General features: G+C 72.9%; 24 protein-coding genes. 9 read left to right on the forward strand and 15 right to left on the reverse strand.

Annotated features, from left to right (window positions below; all coding sequences use genetic code 11):
• Positions 1–183 precede the first annotated feature (183 nt).
• From MILUP08_RS12215 to MILUP08_RS12230, 4 genes are all read right to left on the reverse strand, one after another.
• Positions 184–1608: an MFS transporter gene (locus MILUP08_RS12215; protein WP_144057106.1), complete on the reverse strand. Its 1425-nt coding sequence runs from the start codon at positions 1606–1608 to the stop codon at positions 184–186.
• Positions 1609–1872: 264 nt separating this feature from the next.
• The gene (locus tag MILUP08_RS12220; RefSeq protein ID WP_007458005.1) at positions 1873–3123 is read right to left on the reverse strand and encodes an HNH endonuclease signature motif containing protein; all 1251 of its coding nucleotides are present in this window, start codon (positions 3121–3123) and stop codon (positions 1873–1875) included.
• Positions 3124–3552: 429 nt separating this feature from the next.
• Positions 3553–3816 carry a hypothetical protein gene (locus tag MILUP08_RS12225; protein WP_007458007.1) on the reverse strand — a complete coding sequence of 88 codons (264 nt, stop codon included), beginning with the start codon at positions 3814–3816 and terminating at the stop codon, positions 3553–3555.
• Between the two features lie 75 nt (positions 3817–3891).
• Positions 3892–6501, reverse strand: a complete 2610-nt coding sequence (locus MILUP08_RS12230; protein ID WP_007458009.1) for a glycoside hydrolase family 9 protein — start codon at positions 6499–6501, stop codon at positions 3892–3894.
• Positions 6502–6774: 273 nt separating this feature from the next.
• Here MILUP08_RS12230 and MILUP08_RS12235 point away from each other — a divergent pair, with 273 nt between their 5' ends.
• Positions 6775–7500: a PP2C family protein-serine/threonine phosphatase gene (locus tag MILUP08_RS12235; RefSeq protein WP_007458011.1), complete on the forward strand. Its 726-nt coding sequence runs from the start codon at positions 6775–6777 to the stop codon at positions 7498–7500.
• A 7-nt stretch (positions 7501–7507) separates the two neighbouring features.
• On the opposite strand, the gene hrpB is transcribed toward MILUP08_RS12235, so the two are convergent.
• From hrpB to MILUP08_RS12250, 3 genes are read right to left on the reverse strand one after another with little or no spacing between them, the layout of a single operon-like run.
• The gene (gene hrpB, locus MILUP08_RS12240) at positions 7508–10105 is read right to left on the reverse strand and encodes an ATP-dependent helicase HrpB (RefSeq protein ID WP_039907837.1); all 2598 of its coding nucleotides are present in this window, start codon (positions 10103–10105) and stop codon (positions 7508–7510) included.
• Positions 10106–10133: 28 nt separating this feature from the next.
• Complete coding sequence (locus MILUP08_RS12245; protein ID WP_007458015.1) at positions 10134–10334, reverse strand: DUF397 domain-containing protein; 201 nt, start codon at positions 10332–10334, stop codon at positions 10134–10136.
• Between the two features lie 41 nt (positions 10335–10375).
• Positions 10376–11200: a helix-turn-helix domain-containing protein gene (locus MILUP08_RS12250; RefSeq protein ID WP_420329270.1), complete on the reverse strand. Its 825-nt coding sequence runs from the start codon at positions 11198–11200 to the stop codon at positions 10376–10378.
• A 185-nt stretch (positions 11201–11385) separates the two neighbouring features.
• On the opposite strand from MILUP08_RS12250, the gene MILUP08_RS12255 reads away from it, so the two are divergent.
• From MILUP08_RS12255 to MILUP08_RS12265, 3 genes are read left to right on the forward strand one after another with little or no spacing between them, the layout of a single operon-like run.
• Entirely contained in the window at positions 11386–12012 is a 627-nt protein-coding gene (locus tag MILUP08_RS12255; protein ID WP_039907842.1) for a GOLPH3/VPS74 family protein, read from the forward strand.
• A gap of 47 nt (positions 12013–12059) precedes the next feature.
• Positions 12060–13583 (forward strand): APC family permease, encoded by a 1524-nt coding sequence (locus MILUP08_RS12260; RefSeq protein WP_007458021.1) that lies wholly within the window; start codon positions 12060–12062, stop codon positions 13581–13583.
• Complete coding sequence (locus tag MILUP08_RS12265) at positions 13580–14170, forward strand: GNAT family N-acetyltransferase (RefSeq protein ID WP_007458023.1); 591 nt, start codon at positions 13580–13582, stop codon at positions 14168–14170. The genes MILUP08_RS12260 and MILUP08_RS12265 overlap by 4 nt, the downstream gene beginning before the upstream one ends.
• A 130-nt stretch (positions 14171–14300) precedes the next feature.
• On the opposite strand, the gene MILUP08_RS12270 is transcribed toward MILUP08_RS12265, so the two are convergent.
• A complete protein-coding gene (locus tag MILUP08_RS12270) occupies positions 14301–15134 on the reverse strand; it encodes a SigB/SigF/SigG family RNA polymerase sigma factor (RefSeq protein ID WP_007458025.1) in 834 nt (277 codons plus the stop codon).
• Between the two features lie 380 nt (positions 15135–15514).
• Between MILUP08_RS12270 and MILUP08_RS12275 the strand changes: the two genes are divergently transcribed.
• The gene (locus MILUP08_RS12275; protein ID WP_007458026.1) at positions 15515–16270 is read left to right on the forward strand and encodes a hypothetical protein; all 756 of its coding nucleotides are present in this window, start codon (positions 15515–15517) and stop codon (positions 16268–16270) included.
• Here the strand turns inward: MILUP08_RS12275 and MILUP08_RS12280 are convergent.
• The 3 genes from MILUP08_RS12280 to MILUP08_RS12290 all read right to left on the reverse strand — a co-directional run bounded on the left by MILUP08_RS12280 (position 16219) and on the right by MILUP08_RS12290 (position 19620).
• Positions 16219–17808 (reverse strand): phospholipase D family protein, encoded by a 1590-nt coding sequence (locus tag MILUP08_RS12280; protein WP_039905868.1) that lies wholly within the window; start codon positions 17806–17808, stop codon positions 16219–16221. The genes MILUP08_RS12275 and MILUP08_RS12280 overlap by 52 nt on opposite strands.
• Before the next feature lie 334 nt (positions 17809–18142).
• Positions 18143–19129 carry a pirin family protein gene (locus MILUP08_RS12285; protein WP_007458030.1) on the reverse strand — a complete coding sequence of 329 codons (987 nt, stop codon included), beginning with the start codon at positions 19127–19129 and terminating at the stop codon, positions 18143–18145.
• 11 nt (positions 19130–19140) lie between these two features.
• Positions 19141–19620 carry a MarR family winged helix-turn-helix transcriptional regulator gene (locus tag MILUP08_RS12290; RefSeq protein ID WP_039905871.1) on the reverse strand — a complete coding sequence of 160 codons (480 nt, stop codon included), beginning with the start codon at positions 19618–19620 and terminating at the stop codon, positions 19141–19143.
• A 157-nt stretch (positions 19621–19777) separates the two neighbouring features.
• On the opposite strand from MILUP08_RS12290, the gene MILUP08_RS12295 reads away from it, so the two are divergent.
• On the forward strand, positions 19778–20311 hold the full coding sequence (locus tag MILUP08_RS12295) for a GNAT family N-acetyltransferase (RefSeq protein ID WP_039907846.1): 534 nt from the start codon (positions 19778–19780) through the stop codon (positions 20309–20311).
• Between the two features lie 77 nt (positions 20312–20388).
• On the opposite strand, the gene MILUP08_RS12300 is transcribed toward MILUP08_RS12295, so the two are convergent.
• Positions 20389–20877, reverse strand: a complete 489-nt coding sequence (locus tag MILUP08_RS12300; RefSeq protein WP_007458036.1) for an FBP domain-containing protein — start codon at positions 20875–20877, stop codon at positions 20389–20391.
• Positions 20878–20937: 60 nt separating this feature from the next.
• Between MILUP08_RS12300 and MILUP08_RS12305 the strand changes: the two genes are divergently transcribed.
• Positions 20938–21507 carry a TetR/AcrR family transcriptional regulator gene (locus tag MILUP08_RS12305; protein ID WP_007458038.1) on the forward strand — a complete coding sequence of 190 codons (570 nt, stop codon included), beginning with the start codon at positions 20938–20940 and terminating at the stop codon, positions 21505–21507.
• Between the two features lie 68 nt (positions 21508–21575).
• Here MILUP08_RS12305 and MILUP08_RS12310 read toward each other — a convergent pair whose 3' ends face one another.
• Both MILUP08_RS12310 and MILUP08_RS12315 read right to left on the reverse strand, forming a co-directional pair.
• A complete protein-coding gene (locus MILUP08_RS12310; RefSeq protein WP_007458040.1) occupies positions 21576–21992 on the reverse strand; it encodes a VOC family protein in 417 nt (138 codons plus the stop codon).
• Positions 21989–22996 (reverse strand): hypothetical protein, encoded by a 1008-nt coding sequence (locus MILUP08_RS12315; RefSeq protein ID WP_007458042.1) that lies wholly within the window; start codon positions 22994–22996, stop codon positions 21989–21991. Before MILUP08_RS12315 ends, MILUP08_RS12310 begins: the two co-directional genes overlap by 4 nt.
• Positions 22997–23090: 94 nt before the next feature.
• Between MILUP08_RS12315 and MILUP08_RS12320 the strand changes: the two genes are divergently transcribed.
• Positions 23091–23495: a winged helix-turn-helix transcriptional regulator gene (locus tag MILUP08_RS12320; protein WP_007458044.1), complete on the forward strand. Its 405-nt coding sequence runs from the start codon at positions 23091–23093 to the stop codon at positions 23493–23495.
• Entirely contained in the window at positions 23492–24079 is a 588-nt protein-coding gene (locus MILUP08_RS12325) for a DUF1684 domain-containing protein (protein ID WP_039907849.1), read from the forward strand. Before MILUP08_RS12320 ends, MILUP08_RS12325 begins: the two co-directional genes overlap by 4 nt.
• Positions 24080–24158: 79 nt before the next feature.
• On the opposite strand, the gene MILUP08_RS12330 is transcribed toward MILUP08_RS12325, so the two are convergent.
• Positions 24159–24749 carry a YflT domain-containing protein gene (locus tag MILUP08_RS12330; protein ID WP_007458048.1) on the reverse strand — a complete coding sequence of 197 codons (591 nt, stop codon included), beginning with the start codon at positions 24747–24749 and terminating at the stop codon, positions 24159–24161.
• Between the last annotated feature and the right edge of the window lie 41 nt (positions 24750–24790).

Here is a 24790-nt window from a genome sequence, read left to right on the forward strand (position 1 = left end):
ACGCGGGCGGCCGGCGCCATCCGGGGTTCATACCCGGGGCGGTCGGCCACGGTCAGCCGGGTTGATACCCGACGGCGTGGGGTGCCCGGCGGCCGACCAGCGCCTGCCGGGTCTCCTGCCCCGGGTGGCCGGCCACCGCCCACCCGGTGCTGTGCTCGGCCGGCCACCGAGTGCCCCGGGGGCTCATGCCTGGCGGGGTGGGGCGCCCGGGCGGTCGGCCAGGGCCCACCGGGTCAGCGCGGGGCTGGCCAGGCCCACCGTGGCGAAGAGCGCGCCGACGGCCAGCCAGCCGGGAATCCCGCCGTCGAGCACCACGAGCGTCAACAGGGCCGGGCCGGCGGCGCGGGCCAGACCCGCCAGCATTCCGTCCGCTCCCTGGTAGGCGCCGACCGCGTCCGGCGGAGCGAGATCGTAGGCGAGTCCCGCTCCGCCAGCGCCGTGCCACAGGTCGCCGGCGGTGTAGACGACGGTGGCGGCCAGCAGCAGTGCGACAGCAGCAGCGGTGGGCAGGTGGGCGGTGGCCGCGTACAGCAGCATCGCGGCGGCCAGCACCAGCCCGGCCCGACGCATCGTCCGCGCCGCCGGAGCGGCGGTGTCCGCACCCCGGCTCAGCCGCACGGCCAGAAGGACGGTGAGCACCGTGTTGGTCAGCAGCACCGCCGCCACGACGGGCGGGGGCGCTCCGACCACGGTCACCGCCCAGAGCGGCACCACAAGCGTCAGTACCGTCTGGTGGAGAGCGAGTACCGCCGACGCGCCACTCACCGCGAGGAAACGACCGTCGCGCAGCGGCCGGACACGGCGGGCAGCGGCCGTCGGAGCCGGAGCATTGGGCGGCTGCGCGGGTGGGGCCTGCGCGGTTTGGACCTGCGCCGTTTGGGCCTGCGCGGTGGGCGGCTGCGCGGTTGGGGCCTGCTCGGTTTGGGCCTGCGCGGTGGGCGGCTGCGCGGGTGGGGCCTGCGCGGTTTGGGCCTGCGCGGTGGGGGCCTGCGCGGTGGGGGCCGGCAGGGTCGTGGGCTGCGCGACCGGGGGATAGGCCGGCAGTCGCAACAGCAGCGCCGCCGACACGAGATAGGTGGCCGCGTTGCCGGCCATCAGGATCTGGTACGCCTGGTGTGTGTCGGCCACCAGCGCGAACCCGGCCAGACCCGCCCCGACCCCAATGCCCAGGTTCGCCACCGCCCGTAGCGTGGCGAAGGCGTGCACCCGCCCCTGCGGGCCGGCGACCGCGGCGATCAGCGCGGCGCGGACCGCGAGGTTGCCCGAGGCCAGCAGCAGATCGAGCACCGCGACGACGAGGAACACCGGAAACGAGCCGACCAGCAGGTACGTTGCCGCGACCACCGCCTGGAGCACCTGCAGAACTGCCCGCAGCGTACGTGGATCGCGTCGGTCGGCCAGACCTCCGAGCGGGACGCTGGCGGTCAAGCCGACCAGTCCCGCGACGCTGAGCCCGGCGCCCACCTGGGCGGCGGAGAGTCCCACGTCCCGAGTGAGGTAGAGGGCCCCACCGGTCAGCCACAGTCCGGAGCCGACGGTGTTCGCCAGTGTGGCGAGGGAGTGGGTACGCAGCCGTCCGGACGGCGGCAGCGGCGACACGCCCCGCATCAGCGCGAAATGACCATGCCTGAGGCGAGGTCGACGACCCGTTCGCTGTGGGTCGCCGTCGCCGTCGCTGGCCTGGCTGCGGTGCGTGGGCCGGTTGTTTCCGGTGGCCCGTTCGAACGTGTCGCCGTTGACCGTCATGGAGGCGACGCTAGGCAGGCCGGGCGGAGTCGACGGCCCCGGACGACGCGACCTCGATCACATCGCCCCGCTGCGATGGGCGGACCCGAGGGCCAGGCTCGTCGTGCCTGGCCGGACGGGCTTCGGTCACGTCCGCCGGTGGTAGAGGTTGCGGCGGGGGACCTGGGTGGGGTCGAGCCAGGCCGGCGGGACGAACTCGGGGTGACCGTCGCGGCCGAGGCGAACGGCCCACTCGCCGCGGTGGACGTGTCGGTGGTGGTGCCCGCAGAGCAGCACCGAGTTGGCGAGGCTGGTGTCACCTCCGTCCGCCCAGTGCCGGATGTGGTGGGCGTCGCACCAGCGTGGCGGGCGGTCGCAGCCCGGGAAGGCGCAGCCACGATCGCGCAGGACCAGGGCGCGTCGGAGCGGCCCGGTGACGAGGCGGCGTTGCCGACCCACGTCCAGTGCCTGACCGGCGCTGCCGAGGACAGCGGGAAGGACCGCCGCGTCGCAGGCGAGACGGCGAACCGTCTCCGCAGTGAGTCGGAGGCCGGTGTCCAGTGTTCCCACGTCGAGGTGCCGCGCCAGCGCGTCGAAGCTGGTGGTGACCACGAGTTGGGCGGGTTCGCCGCCGTGCTCGGGCAACTCGTCAGTGCGCAGGGTGAGGCGGCAGAGGTCGGCGAGCGCGTCGTGGCGGCGTTGCCCGGGGCTGCGCGAATCGTCCGGGCCCGACGGTGCGGTCAACGGGTCGATCGCCGCGCGCAGAAGGCCGGCGGCCTCGGCGTCCAGGCTGCCGGTCAACCGCAGGCGGCCATCCGACAGCTCGGACAGGGTGACATGACGATCCCGGGCGGATCGGCGGGCCTCCGCCTCCAGAGCCGCCCGGGCAGCGGCCTCGGCGACCTCCGGGGCCACGTGGTCGAGGATCCGGGTGCCGAGCCTGCGCAGCAGGGTCGGCTCGAACTGCCCGGCCCACTCGACAAGCACGCCGACCGCCTTGTCGGCGGCCTCGGCGCCGGCGGCGGCCTGCACGGTGCCGACCGTGTCGCCGATGACCCGGGCCTGCTCCACACTGATGGCCCCACTGGCCAGGGCCGCCCGCACCCCCGGTGCTCCGCTGTCCAGCGCCCTGGCGAGGTCGACCAGTCGGCGGGCGGCGGGAACCGTGAGCCGTAGCCGGTCGCGCAGCCAGACGGCAGTCGAGGACGCGCCCTGCGCCTGGGCCGTCCCCCGGCCGTCCAGCTCACGCACCAGGGTCAGCTGCACGGCCGCCAGACGCTGCTCAAGTCGGTGGGCGGCGTCGAGAGCCGCAACCAGGTCGGGCTCGGTGAGAGCCCAGGCCGGCGCGTCGACGCACGCGGCGACCGCCGCTTCCGCCTGCGCCAACTCCTCCAACATGGACCGACAATAGAACAGGTGTACGACAACTTCGGCGGCTCGTGCGGGGAGGCTTTCGCATTCGGCTGGCCGGTTGCCGGCCGCCCGGTGCTCCTTCGCCCCATGGCGGCCGGGCTGGCTCCAGCTCAATCAACTCCGGTACGTCTCGAGCGCGTCCCGCGCCCACGTCAACATCTCGCACCCGTCGTCCTGGCACTGCGCGCAGCGGCTCGGCGGCCTGTGATGCTGGTTGATCACCCTTCGTGCGGTCCAGATCATCAGTGCTGGCGTCACGGGTCCGTCGTCCATGGGCACGGCTCCACCTCCGAGGACAGGTAATCCGGTCATGGATCTCTGGTCAGGTGACTGGACCGCTCACCGGAAGAGACGGCCCGAACCCCCGTCGGGGTCCGGGCCGCCGCCCGTCGTGTCGACGAATGGAAGCGGACGTCAGGGCATCCCGCCGGAGTCGCTGGCGACGCCACTGTTGGAGGCCTGGCTGTCGTTTCCGCCGTACCCCTTGCCGCGCAGGCTGCCACGGCGTTGCCGGCGCTGCTCGTGCCCGCTGGCCCGGATCGCCTGGCGGGCCCGGCGCATCGTCTCCTCGGGCCCGTGGGCCCGGGTACGGCGACGGCGCCGCAGTGCGACGACCAGCAGGGCGGCCAGCAGGAGGGCCGCCGCAGCCCCGGCCAGGATCCACGCTCGTCCATCCATGCCCACGATGGTAGGTACGCGGGTCCAGCCGAGCTGGTGGCCGCCCGGGGGAGGGCGGCCACCAGCCGTGCGTGCTCAGGACAGCGAGCAGGCGTTTCCGTTGACGGTGACCAGACCCGGGCTCGGGTTGGCGCCGCCGCCGGTCGTCGCGTTGAAGCCGAACGTCACAGTGCCGCCGGGTGCGATCTTGGCGTTGTACGACTCGTTCTTCGCGGTGACCGTCGCGCCGGCCTGCGTGACCTTCGCCAGCCACGCCTCGCGGACGCGCTGGTCACCGGTGAACGCGAACCGCACGCTCCAGCCGTTGACGGCGGTGGCACCGGTGTTGCGCACGGTCAGCTGCGCCGTGAATCCGGTGCCGCCCTGCCAGGCGCCGTAGTTGGCGTAGCTCACCGAGCAGGTGGTGGCCGGCACCGCGCCGGCGTCGCCCTGGTCGGCCAGGAACGAGGAGATCCAGGCCAACGCCGAGTTCCAGTTGATCGCGACCTCGTTTGTCGAGTACGAGTTGATGTCGTCGACGTAGCAGAACTGCGGCGCGCAGCCGGCGAGCAACTGCGCCACGAACGGATCCTGCAGGGCCGCGTTCGCGCCACCGGCGAGGGAGCCGTCGGGCGGGCGGGGCAGGTCGGGGTTGAGCTGGTGGCCGAAGATCCGGCTGTGCTGGTTCTGCGCGCTGTGTTCGCCCCAGCCGGTGACGTAGGAGATGTTCAGGGCGTTGCGGCCGAGGATGTAGTCCATCGCCTGGACGGCGCCGTCGCGGTACTTGGCGTCGTGGGTCAGGTCGAAGGCGGTGGCCAGGACGATGGCGTTGTTGATGATGCTGCTGTTGCCGCCCCAGAAGTAGCTGTTGGCGTCACCGGGCATCGGCAGCCCGTACGCCTGCCGGCGCAGCTCGGCGAGGTACGCGTCGGCGGCGCCGGTGACCGAGGCGCGGACCCGGGTCAGCTCGGCGGCCGGCAGCCCGTTCGGCACGGTGGCCAGGTCGAGGCGGCCGAGCGCCGCGACGCTCTGCCAGCCGAAGCCCCGGGGGTCGAACACGTCGCCGGTGTGGTGCGGCGAGGCGCTCAGGTCGGTCAGGTAGGTCTGCTCCCCGGTGCTGAGGTACAGCTCGACAGCCGCCCAGTAGAACTCGTCGGTGACGGTGCCGTCGTCGTACGCGCCGCCGCCGGTGCCGTCGGTGGGGCTGGCGTACACCGCGGGGTGGGCCTTGGCGGCGGCGTAGGCCGTCTTCGCGGCAGTGGCGCAGCGGCCGGCGAACGCCGCGTCGTAGGGGGCGAACAGCCGTGCGCACTGGGCGGCGGTGGCGGCCAGGTTGAGGGTGGCCGCTGTCGACGGCGGGTGCAGCTCACGCGGCTGCGGGTCGTCCTGCGGGGCGAGCGGCAGGCCGGTCCAGTTCTGGTCGTGGATCTTGTGGTGGACCATGCCGGCGAGGGGCTTGCCGGCCGGCACCTGCATGCGCAGGAGGAACTCCAGCTCCCAGCGGGCCTCGTCGAGGATGTCCGGGGTGCCGTTGCCGCGCTCGGGCACCCGCAGCGTGCTGTCGGCGAGCCCCGCGCCGCCGGCCGCGGTGGCCGCCGTCTTGGTCCGCTCGAAGGTGTTGAGCAGCTGGTAGGTGGCGATGCCGCCGTTGACCACGTACTTGCCGTGGTCGCCGGCGTCGTACCAGCCGCCGCGCACGTCCAGGGAGTAGTCGCAGACGCCCGGCTGGCAGGGCACGTTGGTGTCACCCTTGTTGGGTGCCACGTCCAGGTGGCCGGCGGGGCGGGCGTACTCGTCGCCGATCAGGTCACCGTCGATGGCGATGCCGCTGCGCTGGGCGTAGAAGAACTGCATCGAGTCGGCGCGCAACCGGTCGTAGAGGGTGCCGGAGATGTCGAACGGGTGGCTGGTCTCGCCGTCGACGGTCAGGGTCAGCCCGCTGCCGGGCGTGCGGTAGCTGGAGAAGTCGACTGTCTGCACGTTCTGCGCGGAGGCGGCGTCCACGCCGCGCGTGGTGGTGGTGCCGCTGGCCAGGACGGCGCCGGCAGCCGAGCGCAACTGCCAGGGCAGCGGCGCGGTGGCCTCGGTGACCACTGTGGCGTTCTTCGGGCCGCCGGGTAGGTAGCCGACCTGGTTGACGCGCACCCGCGGCCCGGTGTCCGGCTCGTACGGTGCGGGCGGCTCGCCGCCGCGCAGCGAGACGTCGTCCAGGCAGATGGTCTGCGCCGCCGCGCTGCCGCCGACCTGGAAGATCAGTTGGGCGTTCGGGTTGTCGTCCGGGACGGTGAAGGTCTGCTCGACCCGCTGGGCGGTGCCGGTGGCGGTGGCGTCCACGGCGGCGTACGTGGTGTACGGGGCGCTGCCGAGCTGCAGCACGGCCTTGACCGCCGCGCCGGGGGTGGCGGAGACGGCGAAGCCGAGGGTGTATTCGGCGCCCGCGATCAGCGGCACCCCGTCCTGGCCGATGCCGGCGTCCCAGGGGTTGGCCAGCCCGCCGGGGACCGTGGTGCAGAGCCGGCCGTCGGTGACCGCGAGCGCGCCCGTGCCGAAGGAGAACCAGGGGCTCACGCCGGCGCTGAAGTCGCCGTTGTCGATCTGCTCGGGGGCGTCCGGTGGAGGGTCGGCATGGGCCGCGCCGGCGCCCGCGCCGGTGAGGGCCAGGGTGGTCGCCGCGGCCAGGAGAAGGCGGCGTCGGGATGGCGTCACGGGGAGTCCTTCCGGGACGGGAAGAGGAACAGTGATGGTGGGTGCAGTGGTGCCGAAAAGCTGGGAGCGCTCCCAGGTATCGGCTCGATGTTTCCAGCGGCGGATCGCCCTGTCAATTGATCCGACTGGATGGGTTCTGGCGTGCGACGAGGGCTGCCGGTCCCGCCGCGCGCCCCGTCGCGCCGGCCGGGCAACGTGAGATTGGCCGCGCCACGCGCCGTCGTCCTGATCTCCTAGAGACAACTGCGCCCTCCGCCTGGCAGGCTGCCTCCCATGACCCTGAAGCTGCGTTCCGTGGGAACGAGCGACCGTGGGCTGATCCGCAGCGGAAACCAGGACGCCCTGCACGCCGGCACCTGGCTCGTCGCCGTCGCCGACGGCATGGGCGGAATGGCCGCCGGTGACCTGGCCAGCTCGCTCACCATCGACGCGGTCGCTCCGCTGGACGTGGAGACACCGGAGGACGCTCTGGTGGCGGCCCTCCAGGACGGCATCGCGCTGGCCACCGCCCGCATTCGGCAGGCGGTCGCCGACGACCCCGAGCGCCAGGGCATGGGCACCACGCTTACCGCCCTGCTCTTCGCCCGTACCGGCAGCTGCCTGGCCCTCGCCCACGTCGGTGACTCCCGGGCCTACCTGTTCCGCGAGGGCGTGCTCAAGCAGGTCACCCGCGACGACACCTTCGTCCAGATGCTCGTCGACCAGGGCGTCATCACCGCGGACCAGGCCAGCAGCCACCCACGACGGGCCGTCGTCACCCAGGCGTTGCAGGGCGAGGACGTCTCCCCGTCGTACGCGACGATGGTGCCCCGCGCCGGCGACCGGTGGCTGCTGTGCAGCGACGGCCTCTCCAACGTCGTCCGCCCGGACACCCTGGCCGAGGTGCTCACCACCTACCCGGACCGGTCCGCCTGCGCCGGCAAGCTGATCGACCTGGCGCTGCACGCCGGCGGGCCGGACAACGTCACGGTGGTCGTGGCCGACGTCGTCGAGGAGTAGGCCCTCCTCAGCGTCGACGCGGCGCGGCCCGCCGGGTGGGCGTCGCCGTGCCCGGGTCCTCCGGCCACGGATGCCGGGGATAGCGGCCGCGCAGCTCCGAGCGGACCTGCGGATAGCCGGTACGCCAGAACGACGCGAGATCCGCGGTGACGGCCATCGGCCGGCCGGCGGGGGAGAGCAGGTGCAGCAGCACGGGCACCCGGCCGCCGGCGATGCGCGGAGCCGCCGGCCAGCCGAACGTCTCCTGGAGCTTGACCGCCAGCACCGGCGCCGCCGGGTCGGCGTAGTCCACCCGGACCCGCGAACCGCTGGGCACCTCGATGCGTTCCGGCGCCAGCTCGTCGAGGCGGGCGGCCTGGGCCCACGGCAGCAGCCGCCGCAGCGCCGAGGTCACGTCCACCCGGTTCAGGTCGGCCCGTCGCCGGGCGGCGGCCAGCTCCGGCCCCAGCCACGTCGGCGCGGCCGCGAGCAGCGCCTCGTCGCCGACGTCGGGCCACTCGGCGTCGAGGTGGTGCCGGCAGAACGCCATCCGCTCGCGCAGCCCCCGTGCCGCAGGCGTCCACGGCAGCAGCCCCAGCCCCTCCTGGCGCAGGCCGGTCAGCAGCGCCGCCGCCACCTCCGCCCGGTCCGGGCGGTCCAACCGCCGCGCCACCAGCTCGATCGCGCCCAGCCGGGTCACCTCCCGGGCCACCACGTCCCCGTCGGACCAGCCCACCTCGCGGCGCGTGGACAGCAGCGGGCCCGCCGCCTCCCGGGCGGTCGCCTCGTCAAGCGGGGTGGCCCGGCGGATCCGCGCCGACGGCGCGCCGGGGCGGCGGTCCGCGACGGCCACCGCGAGCCAGTCGGAGCCGGCCAGCCCCGACCCGGCCGTCAGCTCCGCGGCGGTCCCACCCGTCATGAGGTACGCGGACCCGCCGGGCCGTCGCACCCGGGCCAGCCGCTCCGGGTACGCGAGACCGACGAGCAGCCCGGCGGCGAGATCGTCGGTGAGTCCGCCCGAGGCGGCGCGCCCACCGGCCTCCCGGCCGGCGGAGACGGCGGCAGCCCCGGGCGTGGAGCCCGTCCGTCCGCTCGCCGTGCGGCCGGTCGGGTCGGCCGGCAGCACGGCGCGCAACCGGCGTACCTCGGTGCGCCAGCGGGCCGTGGCGCCCGCGTCGGTTCCGGCGCGCAGCCGACGCCAGCCGGCCACCAGGTCGTCACCCGGGCCGGCCGCGCTCTCCTCGGCGAGCAGGGCCACCACCTCGGCGGCGCGGTCCGCGCCGACCCGGCCGGCGCCGTCGAGCAGCGCCCGGGCCAGCCGGGGGTGCGCCCCGGCGGAGGCGATCAGCCGACCTCGCCCGGTGATCCGGCCCGTCCCGTCGACCGCGCCAAGCGTCTCGAGGGTGTCCCGGGCCACCGCCATCGCCGCGGCCGGCGGCGGATCGGGAAGCGCCAGCCCGACGCCGTCGGGGCGCCCCCAGGCGGCCAGCTCCAGCGCGAACCCGGTCAGGTCGGCCGTAGCGATCTCCGGCTCTCCTCGGGCGGGCAGCCGCTCGTGGGTCGCCTCGGACCAGCAGCGGTAGACGTACCCGGGGGCCTCCCGGCCGGCCCGGCCGGCCCGCTGGGTGGCGGCGGCCCGGGAGACCGGCACGGTGATCAGCGCGCCCAGCCCACGGGCCAGATCGATGCGGGGCACCCGGGACAGTCCGGCGTCCACCACCACCCGCACGCCCGGCACGGTGAGGCTCGTCTCGGCAAGCGCGGTCGACAGCACCACGCGCCGCCGGCCGTCCGCGACGCCGGGCCGCAGAGCCGCGTCCTGCTCGGCGCCGCGCTGGCGGCCGTGCAACGGCAGCAGGTCGACGGTGTCGCGCAGGTCGCCGAGCCGTCCGGCGACCCCGGCGATCTCACCGGCCCCGGGCAGGAAGACGAGCACGTCGCCGTCGTGCTCGCGCAGCGCCCGACGGACCGTGGCGACCACGTGGTCGAGCAGGGCGCGGTCCACCGGCCCGGCCCCCGGCGGCGCGACCGGCCGCGCCGGTGGTGCCCAGATCCGCCGTACCGGGTGCAGCGCCGACTCGGCCCGGACCACCGGGGCGGCGGCGGTCCCGCCGAGCAGGGCGGCGAACCGGTCGGTGTCCGGCGTGGCGGACATCGCGAGCAGCCACAGGTCCGGCCGGAGGGTGGCCCGGGCCTCCACCGTGAACGCCAGCGCGAGGTCGGCGTCGAGCTGCCGCTCGTGGCACTCGTCGAGCAGCACCGCACCCGTGCCGGGCAGCTCCGGGTCGTGGTGCAGCCGACGGACGAGCAGGCCGGTGGTGACCACCTCGATCCGGGTGGCCGGGCCCACCCGACGCTCGCCGCGTACGGCGTAGCCGACCCGGTCGCCGACGCGCTCGCCGAGCAACTCGGCCATCCGCCGCGCCGCGGCGCGCGCCGCCACCCGGCGGGGTTGGGCGATCACCACCCGGCCGTCGACCCGGTCGGCCACCGCCAACGGCGCGAGAGTGGTCTTGCCGGTGCCCGGCGGGGCCACCAGGACCGCGGCGCCGGCCGCGTCGAGCGCGGTCAGCAGCGCCGGCAACGCCGGACGGACCGGCAGGTCCAGGGTTACGTCGGAGAGCACGGCCCAGTCTCGCACCGGTGGGGGAGACTCAGCCGCGACGGACCTCGGCGAGACCGTGCAGGAACGAACGCCAGGCGGCCGGGCCGAACGCGAGCGCCGGGCCGGAGCGATCCTTGCTGTCCCGGACGGCGATCCGACCGTCGACTGTCGCGACCTCCACGCAGTTGCCGTTGCCGCTGCTGCGCGTGCTGGTGCGCCAGTCGGCCCGGGTCAGGTCGAGCGCCGTCATCCGTGGTACCTCTCGTCTGCGTCGGCGTGCCGCAGACGCGGTCACGCAAAGTTACGAGAAGCCTCCTTGAGGTGGGTCAGCGACGCCCCCGGATCGAGTGCCATCCGGCACAGCTCCTCGTGCAGAAGGCTATACCCGAGCACATGATCGGCATCTTCCAGAGCCAGCCCCATCGTGAGGTTATCCAGGTAAACGACGGACGCGTCGGCGGCGTCGGCGAAGTTGAGGATCACGTACGGGGTGGTCATCGCCGGGTGCTCGCCGGCCGCGAACGGCAGTACCTGAATTGTCACGTTGGGTAACTGGGCGATCTGGTTCATGTGGACCAGTTGCTCGGCCATCACGGTGGGGCCGCCGACCGGGCGCAACAGCACTGCCTCGTTGAGCACCACCGACAACTGCACGGGCTCGTCGCGGCGCAGCACCTCCTGGCGGCGCAGCCGCGCCGCGACCTTGCGCTCCAGGCCGTCCTCGCCTGCCGTGCGGCGGAAGATCGCCCGGGCGTACGCCTCGGTCTGCAGCAGTCCGGGCACCGACTCGGCCTCGTACGTGCGCAGCGCCGCCGCCTCGGCCTCCAGTCCGACGTAGAACTCGAACCACTCCGGCAGCACGTCGCTGTAGTTCTGCCACCAGCCGCGCTGCTGCGCGCCCCGGGCGATCTCGATAAGCGCCTCGGCGTCCGCGCCGGTCACCTGGTAGAGCGCGAGCGCCGCCCGGACGTCGCGGGGTTTGATGCCGATCTGCGCGGTCTCGATCCGGGACAGGTTGCTCTTGGACATGTCGAGCTGGCGGGCGGCCACGTCGAGGGTCATGCCCGCCCGTTCCCGGAGCTGACGGAGCTCGCGAGCGATGCGCCGACGGCGCACGGTGGGGCTGGCGGCGGGCCGGATGGTGGAAGCGGCGGTCACCGTCCGAGTCTGTCACGACAAGATCCGCAGGTCGCGCCAGCACGGAGTGCAACTATCAAATCTGGGAGTTGCGTTGCAGTAGCTGTCGGTGCATCCTTTTCCGGGTCGCGAACACAGTGGACACACCCGAGCGGGAGGACCGTTTGCTCATCGCCGACGAGTTCTTCCTCATCGCCCACAACGACACCCGCGGCAAGGCCAAGCTTCATCCGGCGGCGACCGGTCTCGGCCTGGCCGCCGGGCTCCTCGGCGAGCTGACCCTCTACGGGCACATCACCGTCTCGGGTGGACAGGTCAGCGTCATCGACCGACGCCCACCCGCCGACGCGCTGGCGCACACAGTGCTCGACCAGTTGATCGGCGAGTCCCAGCACCGGGCGGTCAACGTGTGGCTCAGCTTCCTGGCGCAGAGCGCGACGACCTCGGTGGGCGAGCGGCTCGCCCGGGCCGGCGTGCTGCGCCGCCAGGAGAGCCGGCGGCTGCTCCGCACCTCGGTGAGCTATCTCCCGATCGACCTCAACGCCGTGGCCTGGCCGGCCACCCGGCTGCGGGCACTGCTGGACCGCCCCGACCCGCCGAGCGTGCCGGACGCGCTGCTGCTCGGCCTGGTCGTGGCCGCCGGGCTGACCCGCGAGGTGCTGTGGAGCGCCGGCCCCCGCGCCCACCACCGGCTCAACGTTCTCATCCCCGCGCTGCCGGCGCCCTTGAAGGAGCTTGTCGGGCACACCGAGGCCGCCGTCGGCGCAGCCGTGCTGCGCGGCATTCCCTGATCCCCCCGGTAACCCCAACCCCTCCCCTCGACAACCGGAGTAGTCGTATGCCATCGACATCGACAGTCGACCGACCCAGCAACGTCTCCGAAGCCCTCGCGAGGGGTCGCCTCGGCGTCCCCTCGGTCATCTTCTTCGTTCTGTCCGCAGCCGCGCCGCTGACCGTGGTGGCCGGCGTCGTCACCACCGGCTACGGCGTCATCGGCGTGACCGGCATCCCGCTGGCCTTCCTGGTGGTCGCCGCGGTGCTGGCCCTGTTCTCGGTCGGCTACGTGGCGATGTCCCGCCGGGTCGAGAACGCGGGCGCCTTCTACGCCTACATCTCACGCGGCATCGGCCGTCCGGCCGGCGTCGGCGCCGCCTGGGTGGCGCTCATCGCGTACAACGCGCTCCAGGTCGGGCTGTACGGCACCATCGGCGTCGCGGCCGAGCCGGTGCTCGACCGGATCTTCGGCGGACACCCGCACTGGTCGATCGTCGCCCTGGTGGCGTGGGCGCTGGTCGGGCTGCTCGGCCTGCTGCGTGTCGACATCAACGGCCTGGTGCTCGCCGCGCTGCTGGTCGCCGAGATCGTGGTGATCCTCGTCTTCGACCTGGGTCAGCTCGGCAACCCGGCCGACGGTCAGGTGAGCTTCGCCGCCCTGTCGCCGGACAACCTCTTCGTGCCGGGGGTGGGCGCAGTGCTGGTGCTGGCCATCCTCGGGTTCGTCGGCTTCGAGTCCGCGGTGGTGTTCAGCGAGGAGAGCAAGGACCCGAAGCGGACGGTGCCGCTGGCGACGTACCTCTCGGTGGCGATCATCGCCGGGCTGTACGCGCTCTCGTCCTGGACCATGACCGTCGCCGTCGGGCCGGACAAGATCGTCGCCGAGGCCGGCGAGCAGAGCGTCGGGCTGATCTTCAACCTGGCCGCCGCCCAGCTCGGCGACACCGCGGTCACCATCGGGCAGGTGCTCTTCCTGACCTCGGTGCTCGCCGCGATGATCTCGTTCCACAACACCACGGCCCGCTACACCTTCGCACTGGGCCGGGAGCGGGTGCTGCCGGCGGTGTTCGGGCAGACCTCGCCGCGGACCGGTTCGCCCCGGGCCGCGTCGCTGGCCCAGAGCGTCCTCGGCCTGCTGGTCATCCTGCTCTACACAGTCAACGGCTGGGACCCGGTGGTCCAGCTCTTCTTCTGGGGCGGCACCACCGGCGGATTCGGCGTGCTGCTGCTGATCGCCACCACCTCGGTGGCGGTGATCGCCTACTTCGTCCGCCACGGCGGCGAGACCCTCTGGCGGCGGGCCATCGCGCCCGGCCTGGCCACCATCGCGCTCGTCGTGATCATCTGGTTGGCCGTGTCGAACTTCGCCGACCTGCTCGGCGTCGCACCCGACTCCCACCTGCGCTGGGCACTGCCCGCCGTCTACCCGGTAGCGGCCGCGCTGGGCGTCGCCTGGGCGCTGCTGCTGCGCAACAACCGTCCGGACACGTACGCCCGGATCGGTCTCGGCGCGGCGAGCGCCGCGGCGGCCGTGCGGACGGCGGAGCAACAGGCGCCGACGCCGGCCGGTGCGGAGGTGTCCCGATGAGCGTGACGATCGAACAGCTCGGGCCGGAGGACACGACACTCGTCGCCAACCGGATCGCGGAGGCGTTCACGGCCCTGGAGGTGACCTACTGGCTGGTGCCCGACGCGAGCAAGCGCGAGGCAGTCCTGGCCGGGGACTTCGAGATCCTGGTCGACCACGCGATGCGGCACGGGTTCGTGCACGCCACCGCGGACCGGGCCGGTGTCGCGGTCTGGTTCCCGTCGGTCGGTGAGCCGGCCCCGCCGCCGCCCGACTACGACGCTCGGCTCGCCGCCGCCTGTGGCGAGTGGACCGACCGGTTCCAGCATCTCGACGAGTTGTTCGCGGCGAACCACCCGCATCCGGACCATCACCACATGGCCTTCCTGGCCGTGCAGCCGGGACGGCAGGGGCAGGGGTTGGGCACCGCGCTGATGAGGCACCACCACGCCTGGCTGGACGCCAACGGGATGCCGGCCTACCTGGAGGCGAGCAGCCCGCGCAGCCGGGACCTGTACGCACGGCACGGCTACCGGGCCGGCGAGCCGTTCCGGGTGCCCGACGGCACGCCGTTCTGGCCGATGTGGCGGGAGCCCGCCGGCCGCTGACGGGACCGGCCGGGCCGCGTCCCCGCAGGGAGCGACCCGGCCGGTGCGCCGATCGACCGTTTCGACACACGATGAGGGGCCGGGGCAACGCTGACCCGGCCCCTCATCGTGTGGTGCCCAGGGCAGCCCCTCAGTAGGTGCCGTCGAGCTGGCCGCGCAGCTTGGTCAGCGCCCGGGCCAGTAGCCGGGAGACGTGCATCTGCGAGACGCCGATCTGGTCGGCGATCTGCGACTGGGTCAGGTTGCCGTAGAACCGCAGGGTGAGGATCTTCTGCTCCCGCTCGTCGAGCGTGGCAAGCGCGGGGCCGAGGGCGACCCGCAGCTCGGCCAGCTCGAACTCGTTGTCCTCGCCGCCGAGCATGTCACCCAGCTCGGTGGCCCGGTCGCCGTCGCCGGTCGGGGTGGACAGCGACACCGCGTTGTACGCGCGGGCGCCCTCCAGGCCCTCCAGGACCTCTTCCTCGGTGAGCTTGAGGTGGGCGGCGATGTCGGCGACCGTCGGCGAGCGGCCGAGGGTCTGCAGCAGCGAGCTGTTGGCGTCGGAGATCGCCAGCCGCAGCTCCTGGAGGCGACGCGGCACCCGGATGTCCCAGGTGCGGTCGCGGAAGTGCCGCTTGAGCTCGCCGATGATGGTGGGGATCGCGTAGCCGGCGAAGTCGACGCCGCGGGACGGGTCGAACTTGTCGATGGCCTTGATGAGGCCGACGGCGGCGGTCTGCGCCAGGTCGTCGGTCGGCTCGCCCCGCCCGCTGTAGCGGTGGGCGAGGTGGTTGGCCAGCGGCAGCCAGGCCTCGATCGCCCGGTCGCGCAGCGCGGCGCGCGACGGGTGGTTGGCGGGCAGCGCGGCCATGGCGTTGAGCAGGTCTGCGGCGCTGTCGGTGAGCGCCCGCGGGTCCAGCTTGGTGGTGCTCGTCTGCTCGGCAGCCGTGGTGCTCGCCTGCTCGGTGATCGTTGGCGCGGTCATGGGTGGTCCTCCCTGCACCTCGTCCGCGGACAAAAAGACGTGACGCTTTGGTTTAGCTTCGAATGAGCCGTTCGGGACTCACCTTAACCTGATCAGCTCCCGGAAATCTAGCCGAAAGGTTGATGTACTTAAGGTGTGTCGAGTGACAAAACGCCCCAAAGCCGGCGGCGATCGAGCAGGTTGTGAGGTCTCTTACCCGTTTGCCGGGCAATCCTGCGGCACCCGGTCATCCCGTTCGGCCCGACCGGTCGGTGTGCCACCCTCCGCCGACCGGTCAACATGAAATCCGACAATCGGGCAGCAGTGTCGACTATCCGTCGTTGTCCCGTCGGCGGGACCCGCCGTAGCGTCGCGGGGTAGACACCCGGTTCGGAGGCACCATGCTCGATCCAGCCGCTCCCCAGCTCGTCGTGAACAGTCGCACGCTCTACTTCAGCTGGTTGCCGGCGGACCCGGACGCGGTCGCCGCCCTGGTCCCCACCGGGCTGCGTCCCCGTGCCGACAGGCAGGTGTTCCTCAACCAGTACGTGGTCGAGGACGAGACGCAGACCTCCGGCTTCGGCGCCTACTCGCTGACGTACCTCGGCGTCTCACTCGCTGGCGTCGACGCGCCGGGCGGGCTCAACCCGGGCGGCTGGTGGACCCACTACGTGGCCTCCAGCCGGCTGGTCCGCGAGTACGCCACCGCGCGGGGCGCCCCGGCGCTCGCCGGCCGGACCAGGATCGACGTGAGCGGCGAGGCGCTGCTCTCCGAGACCGAGGCGGAGGGGACGCCGCTGATCCGCGCCAGGTGTCGGGTGGGGGAGACCGGCCACGTGATCAGCAGCGGGCACCACCGCTACTTCACCTCCCGCGACGGCCAACTGCTCAGCTCGGTCTACCCGTTCGTGGCCGAGCCGGTCGCGCCGTTCGAGATCGAGTCGGTGGAGTTCCTGCAACCCCGGCACCCCATGTACGCGCTGCGCCCCGCCAACCCGCTGACCATCGGGTTCGGCTACTTCTCGCCGCGCTCCTCGTTCGCCTACCCGGGCGGGCTCACCGTGCACCCGGGCGCGGCCGGCCTGCCCGAGCCGGCCCGGCCGGTTCACCAGGTGCCGGCCAGCCTCGCGCGCAGCGGCCTGCCGTCGGGGTCGTAGACCAGCCGGTACACCGGCGACGCCCAGGCGCGGGTGTACCAGGGCAGCCGCTCGGGGCGGTGCGGGCGCAACCGGCCCGGCGGGCGGTCACCGACCTGGCCGCCGTCGTACCACAGTTGCAGCGCGTCGGCAGCGGCCGTGACGGCCGCGACGGCGTCCGCCGGGTCGAGCAGGTCGGCGTCGTCCGCGCCGTCCGGGTCCCGGTCCAGGTGCTCGCGCCAGAGCCGCAGCCGCAGGTCCCGGGCGAAGGTCCGCGCCCCGTCGCCCCGGCCCGCCGGGTCGGTGGGCGTCCGCTCGTCGCGCGTGTCGTCGAGCACCGCGCAGGACAGCTCGCTGTCGTGCGTCCAGGAGCGGCGGTTGAAGTTGTCGCTGCCGACGCTGGCCCAGACGTCGTCGACCACGCAGACCTTCGCGTGTACGTACACCGGGGTGCCGGCGTGGTTCTCCACGTCGAACACGTGCACCCGGTCCGGCGCGGCACGCTCGCACAGCGACAGCGCCTGCTCACGGCCGACCATGTTGGGTGGCAGGGCGAGCCGGCCGTCCACGTCCGGGTGCCGGGGCACCACGGCGACCAGGTGCAGCTCGGGATTCTCCCGCAGCGCCTGGGCGAACAGGTTGGCCACCTCGGTCGACCAGAGGTACTGGTCCTCCAGGTAGATGAGTCGGCGCGCGCGGTGGACCGCCTTGGTGTAGCCCCGGGCCACGGTCCGCTCGCCGTCGGGCGCGAAGGAGTAGCGCGGTCGGACGGCGGGGTAGGTGCGCAGCACCTGGATCTGGTGCGGCCCGCACTCGGGCGGGTCGGCGGGCTGCTCGGGCAGCGGGTCCGGCCGCAGGTCAGCGCCGCGCAGTCGGTCCCGCGCGTACGCCATCGGGTTCTCCGAGTCCAGCGGCATCGGGTCGGTCCAGCGCTCCCGGAACACCGTGTCCAGCGCGCCGACGACCGGGCCGCGCAGCGCGAGCTGCACGTCGTGCCAGGGCGGATTCGAGCCGTACCGGCCGGACATCTGCACCGGCTGTGGGTCGCCGCCGTGCGCGGCGTCGTCGCGGCGGCTGTGGCACAGGTCGATCCCGCCGGCGAACGCGATGTCCCGCTCCGGGTTGCCCGGGTGCCGCAGCACCACCAGCTTCTGGTGGTGCGAGCCGCCACGGCGGACCCGCTGGTCGAGCAGCACCTCGCCGCCGGCCGCGGAGACCGTCTCGCTGAGGTTGCGGTTCTCCGCCTCGCTGTAGGCCAGCGCGTCCAGGTGTGAGCGCCAGATCAGCCCCTTGACCACCACGCCGCGCTGCGCCGCCTGGGCGAAGAGCTGGGACACCGTGGGGCCGTCCGGGCGCAGTCGCTGGTCCGGGTCGCCCCGCCAGTCGGTGAAGAAGAGGTGGTCGCCGGCGGTCAGCGCCTCCACCTCGTCGACCAGCCGGTCGAAGTACGCCGCGCCGTGAATCAACGGCTCGGCGAGGTTTCCGGTGGTCCAGACGGGTAACCCAGAGACCGGGTTGGCGCGTTCCTGCGCGGTGAGGAACCAGTCCTGTAACGGCACGTCCAGCCCCCCGGAGGTCGACAACGTCCTCACGGTAGGACCCCGGACGCGGGTCCGCATGCCAGGTCGGCCGACCGGTGACCTGGATGACGCCAGCGCCACGTGCGACAGACGACGCGACAACAGCCGAGGAGGCCACACCATGCCCCGCGACACAACGAATCCCGTGACCGAGTACCGCGAGCCGGCGGTGGAGAGCGAACGGGGTGCGCTGGTAGCGGTGTTGCTGATGGTGATTCTGGGCGTCGCCGGGATTTTCGCGGTCTCCTGAGATCGGTGCCGGCACCCCCTGACGAACGGGGGCGCCGGCACCGATCTCAGCGGTCGACCGGGGTCAGGGGCGCGGGCCCTGGCCGTCGGTGTGCGGCACCCGCTCGGTGGGGATGACGCCGAGTCGGCCGGCCTTGAAGTCCTCGAACGCCTGGAGCAGCTCGTCGCGGGTGTTCATCACGAACGGGCCGTACTGCGCCACCGGCTCCCGGATGGGCTGACCACCCATGATGTAGAGGTCCAGCGCCGGGGTGTTGCCGTCCTGCGCGGCGTCCGCGGCGAAGCGCAGCGCGTCGCCCGGACCGTGCACCGCGAGCTGACCGGTGCGCACCGGCCGACGCTCGACGCCGACGGTGCCGCGCCCGCCCAGCACGTACACCAGGGCGTTGAACTCGGGCTGCCACGGCAGGTCGACCTCAGCGCCCGGCTGCACGGTGACGTGGGTGATGGTGATCGGCGTGAAGGTCGACCCCGGGCCGCGGTGCCCGGCGATCTCACCGGCGATCACCCGGACCAGCGCGCCGCCGTCCGGCGTGGTGAGCAGCGCCGACTCGCCGCCGCGGATGTCCTGGTAGCGGGGCGGGTTCATCTTGGCCGAGCGGGGCAGGTTGACCCAGAGCTGCGTGCCGTGGAAGAGCCCGCCGCTGACCACGAGGTGCTCCGGCGGGGCCTCGATGTGCAGGAGGCCGCTGCCGGCCGTCATCCACTGGGTGTCGCCGTCGGTGATGGTCCCGCCGCCGCCCTGGGAGTCCTGGTGGTCGAAGATGCCGTCGATGATGTACGTGACGGTCTCGAAGCCGCGGTGCGGGTGCCACGGGGTGCCCTTGGGCTCGCCCGGCGCGTAGTCCACCTCGCCCATCTGGTCGAGGTGGATGAACGGGTCCAGGTCGGCCGTCGACACCCCGGCGAAGGCCCGGCGGACGGGGAAGCCCTCCCCCTCGAAGCCGCTGGGCGCGGTGGTCACCGTGCGAACCTTGCGGAAGGTGGTGGACTCGTCGAGCTTGGGCAGGCGGGGCAGGACGAGGACGTTGTCAACGGTGATCGCGGGCATCGGGAGGCTCCTTAACTCGTGGCATGGCTCGACGTGGTCCGGGCCGCCCGCAGGCGGGTGCCGAGCCGGTCGAAGACCCGGGTGAGGCAGGCGACCTCGGCGTCGTCGAGGTCGTCCATCAGGTGGGTACGCACCGACGCCAGATGGTGGGGTGCGGCTTCGGACAGGGTGAGCAGCCCGGCGGCGGTGAGCACGGCCTCGCTGCCGCGTCGGTCGTCCGGGCAGGCCTCCTTGCTGACCAGTCCGCGCCGCTGCATGGAGGAGATCTGGTACGTGAGGCGGCTGGGTGAGAAGACCAGCCGGCCGGCCAGCTCGCCCATCCGCAGTCGTTGCCCCGGTGCCTCGGAGAGCAGGACCAGCACGTGGTAGTCGGCGAAGCTGAGGTCGCTGTCGGCGCGCAGGTCGTCTTCCAGCTGGGTGAACAGGCGCTGGCTGGCCTCGATGTAGGCGCGCCAGGCGGCCGCTCGGGTGCTGTCCAGGCTCTCTGTCACGTCCATGACACTAGCACTAGTTAAAAATTTAACTAGTGCTGCTGAGAGTCGTGTGCATCACGTCTGTCCCGTTGTCTGCTTGGTTCTTCCAGCTTTGAAGGAAGCTCGGGAAATTCGGGAGGCGGCGCCGGTGTGGTGTGTGCCAGACTCCGGCCTCGTGGAACACGTGGAACTCGCCGCCGCCGACCTGCGCCTGCGCCCCTGGCGGGAGGCGGACGCCCCGGCGGTGCGCGACGCCCTGAACGACCCCGCCATCGCCCAGTGGAACCCCCAGGGCGGCGGCCCGATCGACGACCAGGCCGCCCTGCTCTGGGTGCGCCGCCGGGGCGACTGGTCGGGCGGCGACCACGCCTCCCTGGCCGTTGTCGACGCCGCCGAGGGGAAACTGCTCGGCTCGGTGTCGCTGCACCACATCCACCACGGCGACGCCTCCATCGGCTACTGGACGATGCCGGCGGCACGCGGGCGCGGGGTGGCCACGCGGGCCGTCCTCCGGCTCACCGACTGGGCCTTCGGCGACCTGCGGCTGCACCGGGTGGAGCTGTGCCACGCGGTGGCCAATCCGGCGTCCTGCCGGGTCGCCGACCGGGCCGGCTACCTTGCCGAGGGGACGTTGCGCGAGTCGTACCGGTACGGCGACGGCCGCCGCTACGACGACCACCTGCACGCCCGCCTGGCCACCGACCGCTGAGCCGGCGGGCCTTCAGTGCCCCCGCGAGCGCCTGTAGAGCTGCCCCAGACGTGGGGCGGGCCGGCCGACTGGACCCGTTACTCGGTGACCCTGCGCAGGAACGCGGCGAGATGGCCGCTGGTGCGGTCGATCTTCTCGGCCAGGGTGATGGTCTCGTCGAGCCGCCGCCCGGCGGCCTTCTTGCCTCGCAGGTAGAGCGAGCAGGCGAGGTCGGAGCAGACGTACGCGCCCACGGTGTTGCCCTGCCGACCGTCCGGGCCGGCCTTGCGCGCCGTCATCAACGAGACGCCGTCGCCGGTGTGGGTGGTCAGGCAGAACGAGCACATGCTGCGCCGGACCCGCCCGGTCTGCTGGGGCGCGACCCGCAGCGCGACGCCGACGAGCCCGTCCTCGGCCTCGGCGACCAGGTACGCCCGCTGCGGCGCGGCGGGGTCCCGCCAGCCGAGGAAGTCGAGGTCGTCCCAGGGGCGAAATTCAAGATCATTCGGTACGGCCAGCCGCTTGGTCTCGCCCTGTGTGAGGTTGACGAAGGACGCGCGGATGACGGATTCGGTGAGGACCAACATAGGTAGTAGCCTAGCTCTCCTAGGCAAACGATTACCAAGACTAGATTTGGGGTGTGTGGAGTGGCACGTGCGGGGCTCACCGCCGAACGACTGACCCAGGCGGCCGCCGACCTGGCCGACGAGGTGGGCGTCGAGAACGTCACCGTCGCGGCGCTCGCGCGGCAGTTCGGGGTCAAGGACGCCAGCCTGTACTTCCACCTGCGCAACGCCCACGACCTGCGGGTCAGGATCGCCCTGCTGGCCCTCGCCGAGCTGGCCGACCGGGTCGCCGAGGCGCTCGCCGGCCGGGCCGGCAAGGACGCGCTCGTCGCCTTCGCCAACGCGTACCGGGACTACGCGCGCCGGCACCCGGGCCGCTATGCCGCCATGCAGATCGACCTCGACCCGGAGACGGCCGCCGCCAGCGCCGGCATCCGGCACGCCGAGATGACCCGGGCGATCCTGCGCGGCTACCGGCTCTCCGAGCCGGACCAGACCGACGCCGTCCGGATGATGCACAGCACGTTCCACGGCTTCGTGAGCCTGGAGCGGACCGGCGGGTTCCGCCACACGCCGCGTCCGACCGACGAATCCTGGGCCCGCGCCCTCGACGCTCTCGACGCCGTCCTGAGCAACTGGCCGTCGCGGTGACGGCCGGGCGGGCAGGGCTGCACTGCCCTGCTTGCCCGGCCCGCACCGCACTGCGACGCCGCCCCAGGTCAGGGCGTCGAGGGCGACGCGACGTTCACCAGCCAGTCGGTTCCGAACCTGTCGGTGCACCTGCCGTACCGGGCGCCCCAGGGCGATCGCGCGAACGGGACGGTGACGGCGCCGTCCGCGCAGAGCCGCTTCCAGTACCCGGTGAGTTCCGTTTCGTCATCACCGCCCAACGTGATCGACTGCGTGCCACCGGCACCGTGGTCGCCCGGCGTCCGGTCCGAGCCCATCAACACGATCCCGGACGCACCCCTGAGCACCACGTGCGCGACCAGGCTGTCGGTCGCCGCGTCGGTGGGTCCGTGCAGATCGCCGAACGTGGTGATCTGGAGGCTGCCGCCGAACACCGACTGGTAGAACCCCATCGCCTCGCGGGCGTTGCCGTCGAAGCTGAGATACGGGCTGACCCGGGCGGTCATCGTCCGGCCTCTGCGGCGAGCGGGCGTCGCTGCGCGGTCCGCTGTCGGAGCAGGACGAGGCCCAGCCCCGCCAGGAACCAGGCGGCGAGGACGCCGAGGGGCGCCAGCGTGTGGGAGCCGTTGAAGTAGCCGAAGTTGTTGACCGCGCGTACGGCCGCGCCCGGAGGGAGCTTCGCCGAGATCGCTTGTGCCCATCCCGGCAGCAGGTCGACGCCGATGGTCGCTCCGCTCGTCGCGTTGCCGATGGTGGTGAGGGTGAGCACGGCGAGCGCGATGCCGATCGGGCCGAGCCAGGCCCCGAGGGCCTTGGTCGTGAAGGCGCTGGCGGCCGACAGCAGGATGAGCGACAGGGCGAGCAGCGGGAACGGTGCCGTCAGTGAGCCGTAGACCGGGCCGGCGACAGTGGCCGCGACCACGCCGATCACGACCGCGAATCCGCCCATCGCCCAAAGTCGGTGACGCAGGCGTACCAACGTGGCGGCCGCGGTGAGCCCCTGCGCGAGGACGAACGACGAGAGAGTGACCCCGAACACCACGTAGAAGGCGGACAGCCCACGGCTGTCGTAGCTCGCCAGCGGCACGATGTCGTTCTCCTGGACGGTCATGTGAGCCTGCCTGCCGAGACCAGCCACGAGTTGCCGGGCGGCGCCGCTCTCACTGAACCCGCTCGCGCCTGCGTAGTCGAGCGTCAGTGTGCCGGGGGAGGTCCCGCTGAGCACCGCGACGCTGTCGCCGTCGTGGACCAGGGCCTTTCCGGCATCCACGCTGGCGACCGGCGTAACGGCGACGGCATCGCCGAACCCTCGATGGGCGGTAGTGGCCAGCTCGTCGCCGACCACCGCGATCGGCAGGCGGCTCGGCGCGGGATCGCGTTGCAGCCCGACATAGACGGCGATGAACGCCGTGCCGATGATCAGCCCGGTGAGCACGAGCGAGATCCAGGCTCGGCGTTGCGTGCCGACGGGCGTTTCCGCCTCGGCGGGTGGAGCGGTTGGCGACGTCATGGGTGCTTCCTCGGGTAGTGTGGTTTGAATGTCCAACCAGACGAACCGTAGCACCGATGGTTTGAAATCCAAACCATCGCGGGACACTCTCGCTGTGGCGCTCGACGCAGTCAACGACAGGTGGTCGCTGCACATCGTGCGAGCGCTCGCCTTCGGTGCCTCCCGGTACACCGAGATCCTGCGAGCGGTCGGCGCTCCCCGGGACGTCCTCGCCGCCCGGCTGCGGAAGCTCGCCGAGGCCGGCATTCTGCGGGCGCGATCGACCGAGGAGGGCAAGGTCGCGGGGTACGAGCTCACGCAGAAGGGCCGGGATCTCGGGCAGGTGATCCTCGTGCTCAAGCGTTGGGGTGACACCTACAGCGACGCCGACGTGCCCACTGTCGACTTCATCCACGATGTGTGCGGTGAGGTGTTCGTCGCGGAAGTCCGTTGCCAGGCGTGCGGCAGGCCCCTGCGGTCCGGAGAGTTGTCAGTCGATCAGGAGTCCGCCGGATGCTGACCGATCTTGAGCTGGCCGACTGGCGGGAGCGGGTCGCCCGGCTGTACCTGTCCGACGTCGACCTGGCCGGCTTCCGCGCCGGCCGCGACGAACTCTTCGCCACGCACCCGCAGAGCCCGATTCCGCCGGCCGAGCGGCCCGGCTTCGCCGGTGTGCGGTACTTCCCGCCCAACCCCGAGGCCGTGGTCGAGGCGCCGCTGCGGCCGGCCACCGGCGAGCTGCGGGTGGACACCGGCGGCCCGGACGGGGTCGTCGCGTACCGGCGGGTCGCGGTGGCCGAGACGCCGTGGGGGCCGCTGACGCTGTGGTGGATCGAGGCGTACGGGGGAGGGCTGTTCGTGCCGCTGCGCGACGGCACCTGCGGGAGGGAGACCTACGGCGGGGGGCGGTACCTCACCGACACGGTGAAGGGCACTTTCGGCCGGGGCGTCGAGCTGCTGCCCGGCGACCGGGTCCGGCTGGACGCCAACTACCTCTACAACCCGAGCTGCGCGTACGACGACCGCTGGGCCTGCCCCCTCGCGCCGCCGGAGAACCGGGTCGAGGTGCCGTTGGCCGCCGGCGAACTGGCGTACCACGGCTGACCGGCCGCCCCGGCGGACTGCCGGGACGGCCGGTCGTGCCGATGGTCGCACGTGCGTGACGGCCGGTCGTGCCGGTGGCTCAGCGGGTGTTCGCCGGCGTCGAGCCGGGCACCTGCATCCGGCCCAGCAGCTGCCGGGCCTTGTCGGCGAGCTGCGCGTCGACTGTCACCGCGTACTGGCCGGCGCGCAGCGAGCTGGCCGAGGTGAAGTCGCGTTGCCCGCCGGTCATCGCGTGCGCGACCGCGCCGAACACGGCGCCCCAGATCGCACCGATGACCAGGCCGACCAGGATCACCGCCAGCCAGTTGCCGACGGTGAAGATGCCGAACAGCAGCCCGATGAAGAGCCCGAACCAGGCGCCGGTGCCGGCGCCGAGCAGGGCGGCGCGGCCGGTGGTCATCCGCCCGAGCACCGTCTCCACAAGCGTGAGGTTCGTGCCGACGATGGCGCTGTGCTCCACGGGGAAGCGGTTGTCGGCCAGGTAGTCGACGACCTTCTGGGCGGACGGATAGTCCGGATACGAGCCGATCGTCACGGTGGGGGGGCCGCCCTGCGGCCCGTGTCCGTCCCCGGCCGGCGTCGACAGGCGGCCTGCCGGCCCGGACGGAAGCACGTCGCCACTCTGTGTGCCGGACCGCCATGCGGCGGCCGGCCCCGAAGCTGAGGTCATGAGCATCCTCCCTCGTCAGCCGACCGCGTTCCCGCCAGTGC

It is taken from the genome of Micromonospora lupini str. Lupac 08 (assembly GCF_000297395.2).
Taxonomy (GTDB): Bacteria; Actinomycetota; Actinomycetes; order Mycobacteriales; family Micromonosporaceae; genus Micromonospora; species Micromonospora lupini.